17 protein-coding genes are annotated in these 19,108 nt (G+C 42.5%); 3 read left to right on the top strand and 14 right to left on the bottom strand.

What is annotated here, in order from left to right; genetic code table 11:
- Positions 1-6: 6 nt before the first annotated feature.
- Together lepB and lepA are read right to left on the bottom strand one after the other, a co-directional pair.
- Positions 7-783, bottom strand: a complete 777-nt coding sequence (gene lepB / locus AC13DA_RS06055) for a signal peptidase I (protein WP_007145689.1) — start codon at positions 781-783, stop codon at positions 7-9.
- 20 nt (positions 784-803) lie between these two features.
- Entirely contained in the window at positions 804-2,600 is a 1,797-nt protein-coding gene (gene lepA, locus AC13DA_RS06050) for a translation elongation factor 4 (protein WP_007145690.1), read from the bottom strand.
- Between the two features lie 292 nt (positions 2,601-2,892).
- Here lepA and AC13DA_RS06045 point away from each other — a divergent pair, with 292 nt between their 5' ends.
- Complete coding sequence (locus AC13DA_RS06045; protein ID WP_284451717.1) at positions 2,893-4,221, top strand: MATE family efflux transporter; 1,329 nt, start codon at positions 2,893-2,895, stop codon at positions 4,219-4,221.
- A 288-nt stretch (positions 4,222-4,509) separates the two neighbouring features.
- Here the strand turns inward: AC13DA_RS06045 and AC13DA_RS06040 are convergent, their stop codons facing one another.
- The 8 genes from AC13DA_RS06040 to rpoE form a co-directional block, all read right to left on the bottom strand.
- Entirely contained in the window at positions 4,510-6,513 is a 2,004-nt protein-coding gene (locus AC13DA_RS06040; RefSeq protein WP_284451718.1) for a TonB-dependent receptor domain-containing protein, read from the bottom strand.
- A gap of 65 nt (positions 6,514-6,578) precedes the next feature.
- The gene (locus tag AC13DA_RS06035; protein ID WP_284451719.1) at positions 6,579-7,817 is read right to left on the bottom strand and encodes a HAMP domain-containing sensor histidine kinase; all 1,239 of its coding nucleotides are present in this window, start codon (positions 7,815-7,817) and stop codon (positions 6,579-6,581) included.
- A 98-nt stretch (positions 7,818-7,915) separates the two neighbouring features.
- Complete coding sequence (locus tag AC13DA_RS06030; protein WP_284451720.1) at positions 7,916-8,602, bottom strand: response regulator transcription factor; 687 nt, start codon at positions 8,600-8,602, stop codon at positions 7,916-7,918.
- Between the two features lie 154 nt (positions 8,603-8,756).
- Complete coding sequence (locus AC13DA_RS06025) at positions 8,757-10,175, bottom strand: DegQ family serine endoprotease (RefSeq protein ID WP_007145696.1); 1,419 nt, start codon at positions 10,173-10,175, stop codon at positions 8,757-8,759.
- On the bottom strand, positions 10,172-10,597 hold the full coding sequence (locus AC13DA_RS06020) for a SoxR reducing system RseC family protein (RefSeq protein ID WP_284451721.1): 426 nt from the start codon (positions 10,595-10,597) through the stop codon (positions 10,172-10,174). Before AC13DA_RS06020 ends, AC13DA_RS06025 begins: the two co-directional genes overlap by 4 nt.
- Positions 10,594-11,580, bottom strand: a complete 987-nt coding sequence (locus tag AC13DA_RS06015; RefSeq protein WP_007145698.1) for a MucB/RseB C-terminal domain-containing protein — start codon at positions 11,578-11,580, stop codon at positions 10,594-10,596. The genes AC13DA_RS06020 and AC13DA_RS06015 overlap by 4 nt, the downstream gene beginning before the upstream one ends.
- Before the next feature lie 6 nt (positions 11,581-11,586).
- The gene (locus AC13DA_RS06010) at positions 11,587-12,147 is read right to left on the bottom strand and encodes a sigma-E factor negative regulatory protein (protein WP_284451722.1); all 561 of its coding nucleotides are present in this window, start codon (positions 12,145-12,147) and stop codon (positions 11,587-11,589) included.
- Positions 12,144-12,722: an RNA polymerase sigma factor RpoE gene (rpoE, locus tag AC13DA_RS06005; RefSeq protein WP_007145701.1), complete on the bottom strand. Its 579-nt coding sequence runs from the start codon at positions 12,720-12,722 to the stop codon at positions 12,144-12,146. The genes AC13DA_RS06010 and rpoE overlap by 4 nt, the downstream gene beginning before the upstream one ends.
- Before the next feature lie 127 nt (positions 12,723-12,849).
- Here rpoE and nadB point away from each other — a divergent pair, with 127 nt between their 5' ends.
- The gene (gene nadB / locus AC13DA_RS06000) at positions 12,850-14,469 is read left to right on the top strand and encodes an L-aspartate oxidase (RefSeq protein ID WP_482945856.1); all 1,620 of its coding nucleotides are present in this window, start codon (positions 12,850-12,852) and stop codon (positions 14,467-14,469) included.
- Here nadB and AC13DA_RS05995 read toward each other — a convergent pair.
- Entirely contained in the window at positions 14,429-14,857 is a 429-nt protein-coding gene (locus tag AC13DA_RS05995; RefSeq protein ID WP_284451724.1) for a protein YgfX, read from the bottom strand. The two genes, nadB and AC13DA_RS05995, sit on opposite strands and share 41 nt — an antisense overlap.
- 87 nt (positions 14,858-14,944) lie before the next feature.
- Between AC13DA_RS05995 and ygfZ the strand changes: the two genes are divergently transcribed.
- Positions 14,945-15,886, top strand: a complete 942-nt coding sequence (gene ygfZ / locus AC13DA_RS05990; RefSeq protein ID WP_284451725.1) for a CAF17-like 4Fe-4S cluster assembly/insertion protein YgfZ — start codon at positions 14,945-14,947, stop codon at positions 15,884-15,886.
- 2 nt (positions 15,887-15,888) lie between these two features.
- Here ygfZ and AC13DA_RS05985 read toward each other — a convergent pair whose 3' ends face one another.
- The 3 genes from AC13DA_RS05985 to AC13DA_RS05975 are packed head-to-tail and all read right to left on the bottom strand — an operon-like array spanning position 15,889 to position 19,057.
- On the bottom strand, positions 15,889-17,241 hold the full coding sequence (locus tag AC13DA_RS05985) for a sigma-54-dependent transcriptional regulator (protein ID WP_284451726.1): 1,353 nt from the start codon (positions 17,239-17,241) through the stop codon (positions 15,889-15,891).
- Positions 17,238-18,842, bottom strand: coding sequence for a sensor histidine kinase (locus tag AC13DA_RS05980; RefSeq protein ID WP_284451727.1), 1,605 nt, complete (start codon positions 18,840-18,842; stop codon positions 17,238-17,240). The genes AC13DA_RS05985 and AC13DA_RS05980 overlap by 4 nt, the downstream gene beginning before the upstream one ends.
- Positions 18,839-19,057: a PP0621 family protein gene (locus AC13DA_RS05975; RefSeq protein WP_007145707.1), complete on the bottom strand. Its 219-nt coding sequence runs from the start codon at positions 19,055-19,057 to the stop codon at positions 18,839-18,841. Before AC13DA_RS05975 ends, AC13DA_RS05980 begins: the two co-directional genes overlap by 4 nt.
- Positions 19,058-19,108 lie beyond the last annotated feature (51 nt).

Raw genomic sequence — 19,108 nt, 5'->3', positions numbered from 1 at the left:
ATCTCCTTATTCAATGGACTTACCTAAACGATTCCAGACAATTCCGCCTTCATTCCAGTCCCAACTCATCCAGACAAGGAACGCTTTACCCACAAGGTTTTCTTCAGGGACAGTGCCCCAGTAACGACTGTCGTTGCTGTTATCACGGTTATCACCCATTACGAAATAGTGTCCTTCAGGTACTACCGTTTCGCCTTCCACCCGTTTAATGCCAGGTTCAACCAGTATTAAATGGTTATGTTCACCTAATTGCTCAGCGCGTAATTCTGAACCAGGCGCAGCAATATTGATCATGCTTTCCGGCTTTTCGCGCGGATCTTGTGCAACAGGTTTACCATTAATATAAATCGTTTTATTGAAATAACCGACTTTGTCGCCAGGCAGCCCTACAACACGTTTGATGTAATCAATATCCGGATCGTCTTTATGTTTTTTCACCGGATAACGAAACACCACGACATCTCCACGTTGTGGCTCACCTGTATCGAAAATTTTTGTATTAAGAACGGGTAAACGAATGCCATATGAGAATTTATTCACCAGAATGAAATCACCAATGTGCAAGGTTGGCACCATCGATGATGAGGGAATTCGGAAAGGTTCAGCAATAAATGAACGAATCACCAGCACCAGGAGAATAATCGGAAAAAATGAACGTGCGTATTCCACCACCACAGGTTCTTTTGCATCATTATCACGACGTGGGGCCCAGAACAGCTTGTCGATTAACCAAATCAAGCCAGTAATGGCTACCAGTAAAACCATGATTGCGGGAAAACTCACTGTTTAACGCTCCTACCTTTTTATGAATTCTTTGACAGTTGTAAAACGGCGAGGAAAGCTTCTTGTGGAACGTCCACCTTGCCGACTGATTTCATCCGTTTTTTACCTGCTTTTTGTTTTTCCAGCAATTTACGTTTACGAGAAACGTCACCACCGTAACATTTTGCTAATACATTCTTACGCATCGCTTTGACTGTCGAACGCGCGATAATATGACCTCCAATCGCCGCCTGAATCGCAATATCAAACATTTGACGAGGAATAAGCTCTTTCATTTTTTCTACTAATAGCCTACCGCGACTGACACTGGTGTCTTTATGCACAATCAGTGACAACGCATCAACACGTTCACCATTAATCATGATATCCAGCTTAACCAGATTGGCGGGTTCAAATCTGACGAAGTGGTAATCAAGCGAAGCATAACCACGGCTGACAGACTTCACACGGTCGAAGAAATCAATGACCACTTCATTCATTGGAAGTTCATAGGTCAAGGCCACTTGTTTACCCATGTATTGCATATTCTTCTGTACACCACGCTTTTCGACACACAAGGTAATGACCGCACCTAGATGATCTTGTGGTACCAGAATGTCAGCTCTGACGATTGGCTCACGAATTTCTTCGATCGTGCCTATATCCGGTAGTGATGATGGGTTTTCAACGCGAACGACTTCACCATTTTTCTTCAGCACTTCAAACACAACGGTTGGCGCTGTAGTAATCAAGTCAAGATCGTATTCCCGCTCCAGACGCTCCTGAATGATTTCCATATGCAAAAGGCCGAGGAAACCACAACGGAAGCCGAAGCCTAAGGCTTGTGAACTTTCTGGTTCGAAAAATAATGAGGCATCATTTAAACGCAGTTTAGATAAAGCTTCGCGGAAATTCTCATAGTCATCACTGCTGACAGGGAAAATACCGGCATAAACCTGTGGCGTTACCTCTTTGAAGCCTGGCAACATCTTATCGGCACCATGATGTGCATGGGTCAATGTGTCACCTACCGGCGCGCCATCAATTTCTTTCACACCTGAAATAACATAGCCTACGTCACCACAGTCCAGCACATCACAGGGTGTGCGTTTAGGTGTAAAGGTACCAACCTGATCCACCTGATATTCATGTCCGGTCGACATGACTTTGATTTTATCTTTGGTTTTGAGCGAGCCATCAACGATACGGACTAAGGAAATAACACCTACATAACTATCAAACCAGGAATCAATAATCAGCGCTTTTAATGGGCCATCAGGATTACCTTTAGGTGCAGGAACTTTAGCTACCAGTTCTTCCAACACATCTTCGATACCAATACCGGTTTTGGCACTGCAACGAACCGCATCCATGGCATCAACACCGATGATATCTTCAATTTCCTGAGCAACACGCTCTGGTTCAGCCGAAGGTAAATCGATTTTATTCAGTACGGGTAAGACTTCTAAGCCCAGTTCAATCGCCGTGTAACAGTTAGCCACACTTTGTGCTTCAACCCCTTGAGCGGCATCAACAACCAATAAGGCCCCTTCACAGGCCGCCAGAGAACGCGATACTTCATAAGAAAAGTCAACGTGTCCAGGGGTGTCGATAAAATTCAGTTGGTAGGTTTCACCATCACGGGCTTTATATTCCAGTGAGACGCTTTGTGCTTTAATGGTAATCCCACGCTCGCGCTCGATATCCATAGAGTCGAGTACTTGTTGTGACATTTCCCGCGCAGTCAGACCTCCACAAATTTGAATAAAGCGATCAGCAATAGTGGATTTACCGTGGTCAATATGGGCGATGATAGAAAAGTTACGTATATTCTTCATTTAGTTACATTTTCATTAGTGACGTCGGTGGCCATCCCGAACAGTTAACATAGATTTTGCATGACATGCATTGTTCCCGCTGGCAGATGATGTTGGCCTTTGAGTCACGCGCTCAGCAAATGACTGGATATTATACGCATTTCACTATCACAAAACGATAATCTAGCGAGTCTGTAGATAAAAACGTGACATACGACAAACTGTCTGACACTCTGTCACCGGTTTTATATAAGCATTAATTTGACCAAAACTTTCTGAATAGAAAAAAGCGTTTTTCTGGATAACAAATATCATGGATAAAGCCGTCCTGTCTGGCCCTATCATTCCCACCTTTTTACGGTTTGCCATTCCCTCCATTTTAGGCCTTTTAGCCATTACCACCGCGAGCATTGTCGATGGTATTTTTGTGGGTCAATTTGTTAGCGCTGAAGGTTTGGCAGCCATTAATTTACTGATCCCTTATCTGTCATTGATATTTGGTCTGGCCCTGATGTTATCGATAGGTGGAGCCGTTCGCGCCGGTTATTACCTTGGACAAAAACGATTTGCTGCTGCGTCAGATGTATTTAGCCAATGTCTTATCGCCATTGTTGTGATTGGCTTGAGCTTTATGCTGCTTTCCTGGTTCTTTGCAGATAGTATTTTAGGATTTCTCGGCACTCCAGAATCCATACTGACTTTAATACTGCCTTACTTTTACATCATCAATGCGGTGCTAGTCGTTCAAATATCCACCATGGTGATGTATTACTTTATTCGCCAGGATAATGCTCAAACCCTGGCTTCTTCAGCATTAATAAGCGGCGCGCTGATCAATATTGTTCTGGATGCACTATTTATCATCGTATTTGATTGGGGTCTTAAAGGTGCAGCGGCAGCCACGGCTATTGCCCAAGTTATCCAGTTAATAATGTTAAGTCGTTATTTTTTACGTGCTAAAAAAACACTTTCTTTTTCATTAACGCAACAGCATTGGTCTGAAATTAAACCGGCCATGTTTAATGGTGGATCCGAGTTTATTAACGAAATCTCTGGGGGTCTGGTTATTTTAGTGCTGAACTGGCTTTTAGTGAGTCGGCTCGGTGTCGAAGGCATTGCCGCATTTGCGGTTATCAATTATCTGATTTTTATCAGTTTGATGCTGTATTACGGCATTTCAGATGCATTGCATCTGGTTGTCAGCCAAAATCATGGTGCTCAGAATGTGCAGCGTATCCGCCAGTTTCTATTAACTGCGTTGAGCTGTATTTTACTGATTAGTATCAGCCTGACGCTTTGTTTAGTCTTTTTCCCTGAACAAATCAGCAGACTGTTTTTAGATGAAACGGCAGAACAGACCTTGCTGTTATCCCAACAATTTATTGCTTTGTTATGGCCATTATTTTTGATTAATGGCGTTAACGTCATTATGTCTATCTACCTGACAGCCATTCAAAAACCCATTCCATCCATGGTTATTGCATTATCAAGAGGTTTATTTTTGCCGGTTCTGCTTTTGCTGCTTTTCTCATGGTTATTACCCGAGCCCGAATTTCTGATCGCTTTACCGCTTTCAGAGTGGCTGACCTTTATTATTGCCATTGTCCTGTTCAGCTGGTATCGACCCAGCAAACAGACTTAGGATGATGTTCGATAAAACACATGATCTTTAAAATTATCGGAGTTGTCTGTAAAGCAGATTCTTACTGGCACCTCATAACAGCCTATTAATAGAACAGTCGTATAGCCCTTTTGTTATCAATGGTTTTTATATTGGCATTTATCGATAACATTCTTGTTACATACTCTGACAACCATGAAGCAAATATACAGTCTTTGAATAGAGGTATTATCCAGCACAAAAAATAAGCCAGATATAATTATCTGGCTCAATAAAAAGTCTGAGAGAGTATTCAGACACTTGGGGAAATTAAAATTGCCATGCGACGCTCAGGCGGACATCACGGCCCGGTTCGTTATATCCTCGAACAATTTCATAACCTGAGATACTTGTGTAGTCTGCTACGCTGGCCTGATCGATATAGTTTTTATCAAAAACATTTCTAACGGTCATTGTAATTCGAACGTCATGAAGCTCTGAAGGTATCCATTGGGCATATAAGTCATGAACACCATAACCAGGCTTATCTACTTCACCATCAGAAAACTTGACATTGTCACGCCCTTTCACAAACTGGGCATTCCACCCGAAACTCCATTGTGCATCTAACTGGTAGTCAAGTTGGGTAAGTAATGTATCTCGAACGGTATTAGCAATTCCGTTATGGTCGTAGGCATTAGCCTCAATGCCATCAACATCAGCTTCATTATGGTGATAACTTACTTTTCCTAGAATATTATCCCAACGATAACCCAGCTCAACTATGACACCATCCGATTTTAAATCACCAATATTTTCAAATAACCTTGGGCCTCCAGCCGGATCAGCGACAACGTCTTCTATTCTGCTTCGATAAACTTTTGCTGAACCAAACCACGATTGAGAATCATAAGCTACGCCGAACTCAACATTTTTTGCTTTTTCAGGTTTTAAATCTGGACTGTTTGCAACAAAATCAATTTTAAATGCATCTTGTGCTTGTGGTCCCTTGAATGCTTCGGCATAAGATGCAAATGCACTAAAACTATCAGTGAAGTGATAATTAACTCCGATATTGCGACTGATATCATCTTCATCAAAGTTATTGTTACCTATTTGATCATCTAGTTCATAGTCGTCATATCGCAGACCCGCACTAAGTAACAAGGCATCCGTAATCTGCATATCATCCTGAATATAAACGCCCCTAACTTCTGATTTATCCTCAAAAGCAGAGTTATCTGAATATGCTTCACCACCCGCAGTAGTAGTATCTTCACGATAATCCAAACCATACGTAAGCTTATGCATCCCTAAGATAGAGGTGTTACGCAAATCGAAACCTTTACTCTTACCATCACCATAGTAAGGACCAAATGCGCCATCCTGAAATAACTCTGTTTCTGTATGGTATAGCGTTAATGTCATATCAACATATGCGTTATCTATAGGATTTAATTCATAATTTAATGTAAGTGTTTTCCGTTCAATATCAATTGGAAATAATGGATTTCCTTCACTAACTAGCCACTGTGGACGTCTTGCACGCTCACCTTCATCTTGGCGCTTTTCGTAGCTAAGGCGAAGAGTCTGACTTTCAGTCATATGGCCAACAATCTTCGCGAAGACATAATCTTGGTCAAACCCCGTTCCTAAGACTTCATTACCATCACCATCTTCGTAATTATCAGTGTCATTACGTGTATATGAAACCATAGCACTCCAATCATCCGTCATACGCCCGAAGAGACTGGTGTTAGTTTTAAAACTATCGGTATTACTGGAAAAGCTGCCTTTGACAAGTCCACCAAATTTTTGCCCAGGTTTCAACATATCTTCTGGGTCTTTTGTTATAAATTTCATCGAGCCACCTAATGCTCCTGGTCCCGAAAGGGCATTACCTGCACCAGCATTAACTTCAACACGCTTGAGTAATTCTGGCTCAATGCTGATACGTCCTGCGTGATGATATTGACGAGTCGACTGCTGAGCACCATCAATTGTAATATTTAATAACTGATCTTCTATACCTCTAATATAGAGTTTCTGTGCTGCATCAGGCCCTCCACCTACCGTCACTTCTGGCGACTGACTGAACAAGTCTTGCAAATCGTTAGCTTGCATCTTTTCTATCTGTTCAGCGTCAACGCTGTTTGTTTCTGGTGTAACGGTATTTCCAACAACATTTAATGTGTCTAACTCAAGTGTTTCTGCTGATACAGGTTGTGTTGATAAACCTGCTAAAACAGCGAGTGTTAGCATCGTTGGTTGACTTATTTTATTTAAATAAATTCTCACATCCACCCCTAAATAATAATCATTATCAAATAACACGTAATCGCATTCTAATGATTGATGAAGGTAATGAATATGAAATTTACAATTGTTACATTCCGCTACTATCTTGTTGGTAGGGTGATAGTCATTCTTAAACCACCTTTGACTAAATTTTCTGCCACTAGCTGACCACCACACACTTCAATATGACGTTTGGCCAGGCTTAATCCCACCCCAAATCCTCGATGATTCTCTCGACTCGCCTGAGCTAACCTAAAAAACGGTTTGAAAATATCACTTAAGTATTGCTCTGCTACACCCGGTCCAACATCATCAACTTCGACCAGGTAGCTCTGCATAACTGTTTTCACGTTAATCTTAACGGGCTCTTGTTTCGGAGTATGGCTTAGAGCATTTCTGAGGATGTTTTCAAAGGCATGCCCTACTGCCCGGGCACTGCTATTTTCAATAATTGCCTGTTCAGGCATGGTGATAATGAGTTGCCGATCAGGAAACTCAAATCGTGCATCATCGAGAATGCTGTCTATCAAATCGATTAAGTCGAGCGTTTCCTGACGTAAATCCGGTCGTTCATTATCAAGCCATGCCAGAGTGAGAGTATCTTCAACCATGGCACGCATTTGCAGACATTCATAACGAATTCGTTCTATCAGTTGTGGATCGAGATTTTGGTTTTCAGCCCAACTCAAGGCTAACTCAACCCGTGCTAATGGCGTTCTCAACTCATGTGATAAATCAGAAATAAGATGGCGCTGTGTCTGAATCAGTTGACCAATACGCTCAGCCATACCATCAAATGTTTCGCCTAAGGCCGTGATTTCATCTTGACGTTTTGCCAGGCTTTTTCCAACACGAACACTAAAATTGCCATCACTAAATTGTCTGGTGGCTTTTTCTAACTGACTCAATGGTGACATAACATGGCGATAGATAATCACGCTAATTAATGTCATCAGCAATAAAGGCAGTGCGATTTGTAATAATAAACTGGTCTGAAACCAATAGGCACCGGGACGCATTCGATCCGGTAGGGTAATTAAAAAATGTGCTCTTCCATTTGCAATAGGCAAATCCATAATGGGATTTTCTTTGAAGTACAAATGTATTTTCCAGCTAATATCTCGCCCGAGACCAAAGCTTTCCTGAAACGCTTCTGATAAATAACTATTACCTATTGGAGTAACCTGGGAAGTCACCACCGCAGCCCAGGTATGTTCTTTTTCTTCGATCTGTTTTATCCACTGGTCTAATGACTGGATATCATCCGCCAAGTAATACTTCTCAGCTTTTTTTGCATACTCTTTTAATAAGCCCTGATCACGTTCAGCAATAAAACTCATATGCTGTTCTGTGTGTCACATCAATAGGTGTATCAGCCAAAACAGTAATACGGTTCCGATAACTATGGTCGCCACTAACTTCCATAGCAAACGATGCTTCATAATAAAATATATCCTGTCCCGTGAACAGTTTGCAGGTGATCTGCAGGCAGCCCCGCCATGACTAATTTACGTCTGACACGACTCATATGCATATCCAGACTTCTGTCATAACGACTGAATTCTTTTTCTAACACTAAGCGATAAAGCTGTGACTTACTGAGTGTCTGGTTTGGGTTCTGCATCAAGGTCCAAAGCAGCTTGAACTGGATGGGCGTAAACGGAATAGGCTGGTCAGCAAAAAACACCGTCTGTTTAGATTTATCTAGCTTAATACCATGCCGTGTTAGCTGTTTCTGCTCATCATCAGGACTGGTCTGCGGCAATGATCGTCTCAGAATCGCTTCTATTCTTAATAATAATTCGGTGAAATTAAAAGGCTTAGATAAATAATCATCTGCGCCACTTTTTAATCCCAGAATACGTTCTTCTTCTGCACCATGTGCGGTTAGCATAATGACAGGCGTAACACGGGTTTGCCTCAATGTTCTTAAAACGCTGTAGCCGTCTTTTTCAGGCAGTGAGACATCCAATAAGATCAAATCCAATGGAAGGCTAATTGCCTTTGTCAGCCCCTCATTACCATCGTATGCAGTAATAGTAGAAAAGCCTGCATTTTCAAGTAATTGATTTAGTTGTTTGTTTAAGGTGGGGTCATCTTCAACAATAAGGACTTTTGCTGACATGGTGAGTTTGTTCATCCTTGCACATATTATAAATACTAATGATTCGCATTTATAATATTACCAGATAACAATATATAAAAATCAAATATCCTGATAAAAAAAGAGCCGTTGATTTTCATCAACGGCTCTTTTTAACTTCAGTTATGTGAGAAGGTTACTCTTTAATTTCTATCGCCAGAAATTGAGCAGAACCTCCACGCTGTACCAATACAGGGATAGGTTTATTGGCAGGAAGCTTTTTCGCCACCTCAATAAACTGATGAGGATCTTCAATCTCAGTATTGTTAAGGCTCAGAATAATATCTCCAGGTCTGATACCCGCCTTAATGGCTGGACCTTGCTCAACTTTCATGACCATAACACCACCTTTTTCAACTTCGAACTGCTTACGCTGTTCTGGAGTGATATCCGCCACTTCCATTGATAAACGGTCATCAACAAATCGGCCAGGTTTAGTGCTGTTGCTTGTCAATGCTTCATCTTTTGGTAACTCTTCAATCGTCACTTTAAGCGTTGTATGCTTGTTATTCCGCATGACTTCAACATCAACTTCTTTGCCTACTTTTGTTCTACCTACGATAGGAGGTAAATCAGAAGATGTTTCCACTTCTTTACCATCAAATTTCAAAATAACATCACCCGTTTTAAATCCTGCACGAGCTGCCGGGCTGTCATCAACAACACGAGAAATCAGCGCACCACTTGGTTTTGATAAACCAAATGACTCGGCTAGTTCACGCGTCACATCTTGAATAACTACACCTAACCAGCCACGACTGACATAACCCTGTGATTTAATTTGTTCTACGACGTTCATGACAGTATCAATTGGGATTGCAAACGATACGCCCATAAATCCACCTGTACGGCTGTAAATCTGTGAGTTTATGCCAATAACTTCACCATCAAGATTAAACAATGGGCCACCTGAGTTACCCGGGTTGATCGCGACATCTGTTTGAATGAACGGCACATAACTGTCGCTTGGCAAACTTCTGCCCAGCGCACTGATAATGCCAGCAGTAGCAGAGTAATCAAAGCCAAAAGGTGAACCAATGGCTAATACCCATTCACCTACTTTGAGATTGTCTGAATCCCCAAGTTTGACTGTTTTAAGGTTCTTCGCATCCACTTTCAATAACGCGACATCACTGCGTTCGTCACTACCCAATACTTTAGCTTCTAACTCAGTACGATCACTGAAACGAACGATAATTTCATCAGCATCTTTAATCACATGGTGATTAGTCAGAATGTAACCATCGGATGAGATAACAAAACCTGAGCCTAAAGACTCACTTTCACGGGGAATAGGAGCGCCACCACCTTGACCCTCAAAAAACTTTTTAAAGAAATCATCAATTCCCGAACCTTCCGGCAAATCCAGGCCACGAGGCAACATCGATGTTGGTGTTTCTTCCGTTTTATTGTGAGTTCGGATATTGACAACAGCATCACCATTATCGGCGACGAGTTCAGTAAAATCAGGTAATGAACGGGCTTGGACACTAAAACTCAGCATTAGCCAAGCAAACAGCATTGTTAAAGCCGCCCAATTTTTGTTTACTCTCATTTGAAGTCCTCATTTGGTTTGACATTGATACCAGCATCATGATGACTCATACGATGTTTGACCCACACAAAACCGGTAATCAGACCTAATAGACCAGACACAATTTGTAGCAGTTCCCCACCACCAGCTAAACGCACGATAATTGATGTAAAAAAAAGTAAAATAAGCGGCAGCATGTACATAAGAAAAGCACCTGAAAGTAATGCTTCTTCAGGAATAGACACGGTGACTTCCTGCCCAACTTCCAGATTACCTTCATCTTTTACAGCAATGCGTGAGAATTTTTTTCCTACATGTTTAGCAAGCAAGCCAGTGCCACAGCCTTTACGAGCCGCACATTGACCACAAGTGGACTGTCTTTCAGCTTCGACCCAGACTAAATGGTCGTGACGACTGATAACTGTCGCTTTCTGCTCAATCATTCCTGATCAACCGGCGTGAAAGCGATTGCACTGCCAATTTTCTCAACGGTGACTGCTGGTACTTCGCCAACCACTGTCACAAAGTGAGCATTCATAATCGTACCGAAAGCATTGATTCCACCCACATGAGATGCACCATGCAAATGGTTATGTTTGGCCCGGATTTTTTCAATAAACACAGATACAGAGCTTAGACCATCGCTATACACTCTCTGTTCGACATCGGCACCGTTATTGGCTCTCAAGCGTGTTTGTAATGCAACTAATGCAAAGCCATCTGGCAACCAATTAACTTGCCATTCGAATTCATGACTATGTTTATCTATATCAATGGGATTCTCTGGTTCTGTTTTGTGCCAGACCATATCATCGTCAGCCAGCAACGATTTAAACTTGTAGTCAGGAATCGGCTCGCCTGTACTCACCGATGAAAATGAAAATGTTTCCAATACATCGCCATCCTGACCGATAAGTTCAGACTTTAAAAGAAGGTATGTCTCAGCATCGACCCACAAGTGATAGCCATAGCGATAATTATCGATAGGCGTAATCAGTAATTGATAAGCTTCTTTGCCGGCGATACGACTTTTACCACCCATTTCAACTTCATAATAAGGTGCAGCTGAGCTGAATCGACGAGGCAAGTCACTTGGGAACCCTCTTCCCAAGGGACGTCGGCTAATATTGACCTGCTTACCATCGGGGTTAATACAGGTCACCATATCATTATTGCGAATGACTTCCCTGGCAGCACCATTTAGAGAAATCATTCTTTCCAGTTCACCATTCTCATCTGCGCGATGAAAAATGCGTATCGACTGTAAATTTCTACCAGACTGATAATTAAACACGCCTTCATAGGTTAATGTTTTTGCCGCTGAAGTCATTTTCTCAAGAATTTGCATTGCTTCAGGATCATCAGCATGTGCAGTTGCTGAGAATGATACAAATGTGACGACTAACAGGTGGAGCAAAAAACGCATTAGCGACTACTCCTCACCGTATGAAACAACTCTGGCGTAAGAGAATAAACCTGAAGCACCGGCATATTCGTTATGATCAACTAAGTAATCATTCAGACGATCTTCAACTTCTGACTCACCCACTGTCCAGCGGTTTGAATCAGCAACCGTAGTTTGCTGCTGCATAGGTTCAGATTGCGCCATATTCGTCGTTGGCATAACCGTCTGTGGTTGTGACATCAAGCCGACTACAGCCAGTGCGCCAATAGAAGCAGCGGCAGTTAAACCAGCCGTTTGCTTCCAGAACCAGTCAGGTAATGCAAACACTTTTGCTGTGTGTCTGTCTTCTGTTGGTTTAACATCTAAACCCGGCTCGTTAGATAAGGCCTGCTGTATTCTTTCTGTTAAATCAATTTGTTTATGTTCGGTCACATAACCATGTAATAAATCGCTTGAGAATTGATATCTCATATAATCTTGTTTGGCACTGTCGTCTGATTTCATCAATGCCAGTAACTCATCAAGCTCTTGCTCATTAAGTTCGCCATCAACAAACGCTGACAATAATTCTTGTTGCTTGATTGTCATAGTTCCTCTCCACCCATAACTGCTTTGACCTGTTTATCTATTGCCTCTCTGGCGCGAAATATACGCGACCTGACGGTCCCAATTGGACAATCCATTGCCTGTGCAATTTCCTCATAGCTCAGACCTTCAAACTCCCGCAGTTTGATTGCCGTTGCCGTATCTTCTGGCAATTCCTGAATAGCGTCATGAATTGCCTGCTGTAAGTCGTCGCTCATTAGACTACTTTCAGGTGTCTCAAATTCCTTCAATTCCGGCGCATCGTAATAAATTGTTGCATCCATAGCATCAACATCACTGACAGGTGGTCTTCTGGACGCCGCTGTCAGATAGTTTTTTGATGTATTAATCGCAATACGATACAGCCATGTATAGAAAGCACTATCACCCCTAAAGCCTGGCAAAGCGCGGTAGGCTTTAATAAACGCTTCTTGCGCTACATCCATCGCTTCAACAGGATCATGAACAAACCCTGTAATGACGTGAATGATTCTTTGCTGATATTTCATAATCAGCAAATCAAACGCCTTTTTATCACCTGCTTGTACGCGCCGTACTAGCTCTTGATCCACATTCATCCTATCATCCGGCTTGAGTCGACACGTCTATCACTTCTTTAAATTTAGCTTGATTGACCATGTCGATTTAACTTTGTTCCACATTAAGTGCAAAATAAACATTCCTATTGTACCTGTATAGAGCCTTATGACCACAACGCATCATTACGATATTTTAATTATTGGCAGTGGCACCGCCGGACTCACTCTCGCTTTACACATGGCCGATGATGTCAAAGTCGCTGTAATTTCCAAGGGTCAACTTGAAGAAGGCGCATCTTTATACGCTCAGGGAGGCATCTCCGTAGTCCTTGATAAAACAGACTCCATTCAATCCCATATCGACGATACTCTGAGAGCCGGTGCGGGATTATGTAGCGAAAAAGCTGTTCGATTTACCGTCGAACACGCCCGGGAAAATATTGAATGGTTAATCAAACAGGGTGTGACATTTACGCGGGACGGAATAACATCAGAAACCTATCATTTAACGCAAGAAGGCGGTCACAGTCACCGACGAATTATTCACTCTGCAGATGCCACAGGTAGAGAAGTAGAAACTACGTTACTCGATAAAGCCAAAGCGCATCCAAATATAGAACTACTTCCTTATCATATTGGTATTGACCTCATCAGCAGTAGCAAGCAGTTAGGTGAAAAAGAAAACCGTATCCTGGGTTGTTATGTACTCGATATCAAAAAAGATGAAGCCAAAACACTGTTAGCCCCCATAACAGTTTTGGCCACTGGCGGTGCAGGAAAAGTCTATCTTTACACCAGTAATCCAGACGTATCGACAGGTGATGGTATTGCCATGGGATGGCGCGCAGGTTGTCGCATTGCGAATATGGAATTTATTCAATTCCATCCCACTTGCCTGTTTCATCCACAGGCGAAATCGTTTCTAATCAGTGAAGCACTGCGCGGAGAAGGGGCCAAACTGGTGTTAGCCAATGGTGAACGTTTTATGGAGCGTTTTCATCCCCAGGCTGAATTAGCCCCAAGAGATGTCGTCGCGCGCGCGATTGACCATGAAATGAAACGTACCGGACATGACTGTGTCTATCTTGATATTTCACACAAACCCGCGGCGTTTATAAAAGAACATTTCCCCACCATTTATCGACGCTGTTTACAGTTTGGCATTGATATCACCAAACAAGCTATCCCTGTTGTTCCTGCAGCGCACTATACCTGTGGTGGCATCATGACTGATTTAAATGGTAAAACCGATGTACCAGGTTTGTATGCCATTGGTGAGACAGCCCATACTGGACTGCACGGCGCCAACCGCATGGCCAGTAATTCATTATTGGAATGTCTGGTGTTTGCCAAATCAGCAGCGGCCGATATCAAAAAACAATTACCACTAACGACTTCGGCAATAGTCCCGCAGTGGGATGCCAGCCAGGTTTATCCTGCCAAAGAAGCCGTAGCAATCAGTCACAACTGGGATGAGTTACGGCGTGTTATGTGGAACTATGTCGGTATCGTTCGGAAAACAGATCGTCTGCTCCGAGCCCGACAACGGTTGCAAGTACTCCAGGCTGAAATTCGTGACTATTACAGCAAACATCATATTAGTGCTGACTTGCTTGAGTTACGAAATCTGGCGGATGTGGCCGAACTGATTATTGAATCTGCATTAAGACGGAAAGAAAGTCGCGGACTGCACTATATTCTGGATTATCCTGAAACAGATAATAGTCAGCCAGCCACTGAAACGATCATTCTGCCCAAACATCAGGATCACGAAGCTGTGCCCTGAGCCTTCGCCAGTCTTGTTTATCAACGGCATCTATCGGGATCATTAAACTGTGACTTTGCCACCAATGTCGTGTTCTGAAATAGATGAACATGACATACGGGAATTGGATGCTTGATTTCAATTTAAAAGGGCCGGATACAGCCCCTGTTTCGTCTCTTAAGAACCAATTTTTTTCCCGATTCATACTGACTTCTATTAATGAATTCTTGGCATCACTGGCAGTATATCGGCGATACCACTGTATAAATCCTGCACAAACCAAAACAGTCAAGAACAGTACCAGCAGCCTATTGTTGTCCATGCTCCATAACAACAAAATGATAGCTAAGATATGCAGCGAAACCATATACACAAATAAACCACGTGACTTAGTGATCGTGACTTTCATTCTTGAATGTCCTTTGTTTTCATCCCTGTTTTAGCACCGCTTATACAGTTAGAATAAAACCTGTTAATAATAAATCGCAATACAACTATGAATGTTCAAACGCTTTTACAAAGCCCCCCTACAGTAAACTATCTTAATGAGATAAATGACACGACCTCCCCTGTGGCTATCGCTCTGCCCAGTTTCAGCGTGATTGAGGTTGCAGGCGAGGAAGCAGAAAGTTTTTTACAAAACTTACTCACTAATGATATCCGCACCTTGACGGCTAATACTGCTCAGCTAAGTGGTTTTTGTAACCCTAAAGGACGTTTATTAAGTCTGTTTTATGTCATCAAACGAGAACAGGACTTTTTATTAGTGCTTGCTGCAGATTTAGCTGAAAGCATTGCTCAACGTTTAAATATGTTCAAACTACGAAGCAAAGTCGATATTACTGTTAGCCCTGAACTCAAGGTCATGGGCTATCTTAGCCAAGCGCCGTTGACCAATCAGGCGACAGATTTCTGGTCAGGTGTTTCACTGAATCGCGAATTAACGATTTATCTGCCAGGTCATCTACATCGTTATTTAGTTATTAGCGCTGGCGAAACAACTATCAAGGAAGAAAGCCAGGTTGGTGCAGAAAATCTCTGGGCCAGTGCGGATATAGAGGCCGGATTGCCCATGGTTTATTTGCAAAGCAAAGAGCAGTTCACACCACAGCAGTTAAATCTCGATATCGTGGGTGGCGTTAGTTTCAAAAAAGGCTGCTATCCAGGACAGGAAGTGGTCGCCAGGCTGCATTATCTTGGCAAACCGAGTCGTCGTTTATTCCTTGCTCAGTTGAAAACGGTAGACATACCTGAGCAGAACTTTGAAGTAGCTGATGAATCAGGTGAAGTGGCCGGCCATGTCGTACGGGCAGCCATGCTCGACTCAGGCACGCTTATTTGCCAATTAAGTTTAAAATTAGCTGCCAAGGATAAAAAATTATTTATTAATAATAACGAACTATCTGGACTAACCGCTTTAGTTGAAGACGAGGAATAAATCTAATCCAATGCCAGTTTTTTTAGTTTATAGCGTAAAGAACGGAAACTAATGCCAAGCTTTTTTGCAGCGGCCGTCTTATTCCAACGCGTTGACTCCAGCGCATCAACAATAAGCTGCCGCTCCTGATCTTCCAGTTGTGATTCTAGGTCAACTTTATCTGCTGTTAGACTAAAGCCGGGCTCATCGGCTGATAGACTATTTAGAGGTGCTTCAGGCAACATTAAATCTGCTTCGTGAATAACCGAGCCATCAGACCATGTCATCGCCCTTTCCAGGATATTTTCAAGTTCGCGTACATTGCCAGGGAAGGCATATTCACGTAAGGCACTAATGGCATCCTCACCAATCACTGGTTTTAGTTCACCACTTTTAGCCGCAAGCTGCACAAGAATATGCTCGACTAACAGAGGAATATCCGCTTTACGTTGTCTGAGCGGTGGCACTGAAAGTTCAATAACGTTCAAACGGTAAAACAAGTCTTCACGGAAACTACCTTGCTTTACACATTCCGCCAGATTTTTATGGGTTGCCGACAATATTCGAACGTCAACGCTAATTTCTTCATTGCCACCAACAGGTCTAATGGCTTTTTCCTGAATCGCTCTTAGTAACTTCACCTGCATCATTAATGGCAAATCCGCGACTTCATCCAGAAACAACGTACCGCCGTTAGCCGCCTGAAATAAACCCTGTTTATCAGCAACAGCGCCCGTAAAAGCGCCTTTTTTATGTCCAAAAAACTCACTTTCCACTAATTCTGCCGGTATAGCACCGCAATTAATCGGCACAAAAGCCTCATCAGAACGACTGCCTAACTCATGAATTAAACGTGCGACAAGCTCTTTGCCTGTACCAGACTCCCCCGTGATATAAACAGGTGCCTGACTGCGAGCTAATTTACTGATTTTATTTCTCAAAGAGCGAATAACATCGGTATCGCCGAGTAATTTATCCCTCGAACGTCGCTCTTTTAGATCTGACTTTGACGGAGATAAATTTAATGCTGAGTTCACTAAATCACGTAAGACTTTAAGCTTAAGTGGTTTTGATACAAAATCGAAGGCGCCTGATTTAAGCGCTTCAACAGCCAAATCAATATTACCGTGCGCAGTGATAACCGCCACGGGACAATTTGGATAAGTTTTTTGAATAGTGCGGACAATATCCAAACCGTTACCATCAGGTAATCGCATATCAGTAAAACAAAGATCAAAAGATTGTTGTTTTAATGCCTGATTGGCTTGGGCAACACTCTCCGCCGTCACACAATCAATCGACATACCTGACAATGTCATTGTTAACAGTTCAAGGATATCGGGTTCATCATCTATGACTAACGCTTGTCTGTTCATTGCTTAACTATTTCCTGCCATTCGCTTGGAAAGCTTATACGGAAAAACCCCTTATTCAACTCATCGTGAATATAATTCAAACGCGCTCCGTTTGCCTGACACAATTCTCGAGCCAGATACAAGCCCAGTCCAGTGCCTCCCTGTCTGGCTGAATGGAATGGCTCAAATAAATGTGTCTGCACATCCTCAGGCACACCTGGACCATTATCTACAATATCCAGGCAGACTTGCTTATTTTGCTGCTCAACGATGACCTTGATACACGGTTTTATCTTCTGGTTTGCATGAAACCAGGCATTATCCATCAGATTCCAGATAACTTGATGTAATTGCTCAGGATCCATTGCGATATGGATATCAGAAGTACTTATCTCCAATGAAATATCTTCCTCATCCGCTTGTTTTATATCAGAAAACTCACGAATAAACTTCGACAACCACACATTTAAAACCAGCATCGATGGTTCCGCTGTTTTTCTACGACTCATTTGCAAGATGGTCTCGATAATATTATTCACTCGTTGTGTGTGCTTCAAAATAATTGAAGTCAGCTTAGTCATCATATGGTCCGCGGCATATTGCTCTGCAAGCAGCTCACCTGCATGACTGATCGCGCCCAGAGGATTGCGGATTTCGTGTGCAATGCTTGCGGTTAAACGCCCCAGTGAAGCTAATTTAAGTTGTTGCGCCTGTTGTGCCAAAGCAGATGTGTTTTCAATGTAAATAAGGATTTCACCACTATCAAGCTGAGTCGCGGATGCTTGCACTTCAGGCAGGTCAGCGCGTGCCTGAAAAGGTAGGAAAGCATTTGGACTATGCTGTTGCCATAACCACACCTGTTCTCCCAACTCAGGGACGTTTTCACGTAAATTAAACCCTGAATTATTATCTGGAATACCCAATAATTGCCTGGCAGAAGCATTAAGCATCGTCACATTACCCTGACTATCTAAAGCCAATACACCAGTATGCATTTGGCTAATAATGTGCTGATTTAAGACCGCCAGGTTTTCTACATCTCTGGCTCGCTCTTCCGCAAGCACCTGTGATGTTTGTAATTTTTTGGATAACCACTGTGCCAGCCAGGCTGTCACAAAAAAGGTCGCCCCCAAGATCCCAGCCTGACTGTATTTTGTCACCCCATCGCCAGCTATTTGTGAATAACTGACTTCCAGCAGCACCGCTAAAGTTGCCAGAGCAGCAATAAAGGCAGCCAGACGTCCTGGCATCAGCGCACCACCAGCCACTACCACAACTAACATCAGTGAGCCTAATCCCGTATGCAAACCGCCACTGGCATGAATAATAACGATGAGGGCAATGATATCTATCACTGCCTGCAGCCTTATCTGCGTCTGAACCTCTCTCCAGTGCCTTAACGTTAAAATGAGCAATACAAATGCAGACAGAAAATAAGCAAGGCTAACAAAGCTATATAAGCGAGGATCCGCTTCCCCCAAAAACTCGGGTGGAAGCCTCAAATAAAAAACCAGGAAGAGAACGGTAGCGAGAAATAAACGGTAGCTGGCAAAAACGGTTAACGCACGCCAGGTAGCAGGATCCTGATAATACGACTTATAAGAATCGGGCAGTGAACTCATTTCGACTCGTTAAAAGCCTCTAGATGTTGCGTAGAGCAAAAATAATGGTGGTTTTGTTGTATTGCTTCATGCTCAGAGACATGTAAACCACACTGTTCACAACGTACCATTTTTTCCATTCTGGCTTGTTCATCTTCTATTTTTGCCTTGCGCAGCAAATGAGTGATGATGATATAAAGCAATAAACCAATGGCAATTAAAATAAGAATTCGCATTTTTCACCTCAAAAAAAAGGGTATCGACATAGGATACCCTTTTTCTTTTAT

Source organism: Methylophaga sp. F-2, assembly GCF_056859315.1.
Note: the sequence above shows the minus strand (reverse complement) of the source record. Positions and strands in the feature narration are given on the sequence as shown.

What these genes read in the sequence shown, in the direction of transcription:
- AC13DA_RS06035 (WP_284451719.1), bottom strand. Translation starts at nt 7,817, where the DNA reads ATGAGTTTTATTGCTGAACGTGATCAGGGCTTATTAAAAGAGTATGCA.
- AC13DA_RS05995 (WP_284451724.1), bottom strand. Translation starts at nt 14,857, where the DNA reads ATGAAAGTCACGATCACTAAGTCACGTGGTTTATTTGTGTATATGGTT.
- AC13DA_RS06010 (WP_284451722.1), bottom strand. Translation starts at nt 12,147, where the DNA reads ATGACAATCAAGCAACAAGAATTATTGTCAGCGTTTGTTGATGGCGAA.
- rpoE (WP_007145701.1), bottom strand. Translation starts at nt 12,722, where the DNA reads ATGAATGTGGATCAAGAGCTAGTACGGCGCGTACAAGCAGGTGATAAA.
- AC13DA_RS06025 (WP_007145696.1), bottom strand. Translation starts at nt 10,175, where the DNA reads ATGAGAGTAAACAAAAATTGGGCGGCTTTAACAATGCTGTTTGCTTGG.
- AC13DA_RS06030 (WP_284451720.1), bottom strand. Translation starts at nt 8,602, where the DNA reads ATGTCAGCAAAAGTCCTTATTGTTGAAGATGACCCCACCTTAAACAAA.
- AC13DA_RS06045 (WP_284451717.1), top strand. Translation starts at nt 2,893, where the DNA reads ATGGATAAAGCCGTCCTGTCTGGCCCTATCATTCCCACCTTTTTACGG.
- AC13DA_RS06015 (WP_007145698.1), bottom strand. Translation starts at nt 11,580, where the DNA reads ATGCGTTTTTTGCTCCACCTGTTAGTCGTCACATTTGTATCATTCTCA.
- AC13DA_RS06020 (WP_284451721.1), bottom strand. Translation starts at nt 10,597, where the DNA reads ATGATTGAGCAGAAAGCGACAGTTATCAGTCGTCACGACCATTTAGTC.
- AC13DA_RS05980 (WP_284451727.1), bottom strand. Translation starts at nt 18,842, where the DNA reads ATGAGTTCACTGCCCGATTCTTATAAGTCGTATTATCAGGATCCTGCT.
- AC13DA_RS05985 (WP_284451726.1), bottom strand. Translation starts at nt 17,241, where the DNA reads ATGAACAGACAAGCGTTAGTCATAGATGATGAACCCGATATCCTTGAA.
- ygfZ (WP_284451725.1), top strand. Translation starts at nt 14,945, where the DNA reads ATGAATGTTCAAACGCTTTTACAAAGCCCCCCTACAGTAAACTATCTT.
- AC13DA_RS05975 (WP_007145707.1), bottom strand. Translation starts at nt 19,057, where the DNA reads ATGCGAATTCTTATTTTAATTGCCATTGGTTTATTGCTTTATATCATC.
- lepA (WP_007145690.1), bottom strand. Translation starts at nt 2,600, where the DNA reads ATGAAGAATATACGTAACTTTTCTATCATCGCCCATATTGACCACGGT.
- nadB (WP_482945856.1), top strand. Translation starts at nt 12,850, where the DNA reads ATGACCACAACGCATCATTACGATATTTTAATTATTGGCAGTGGCACC.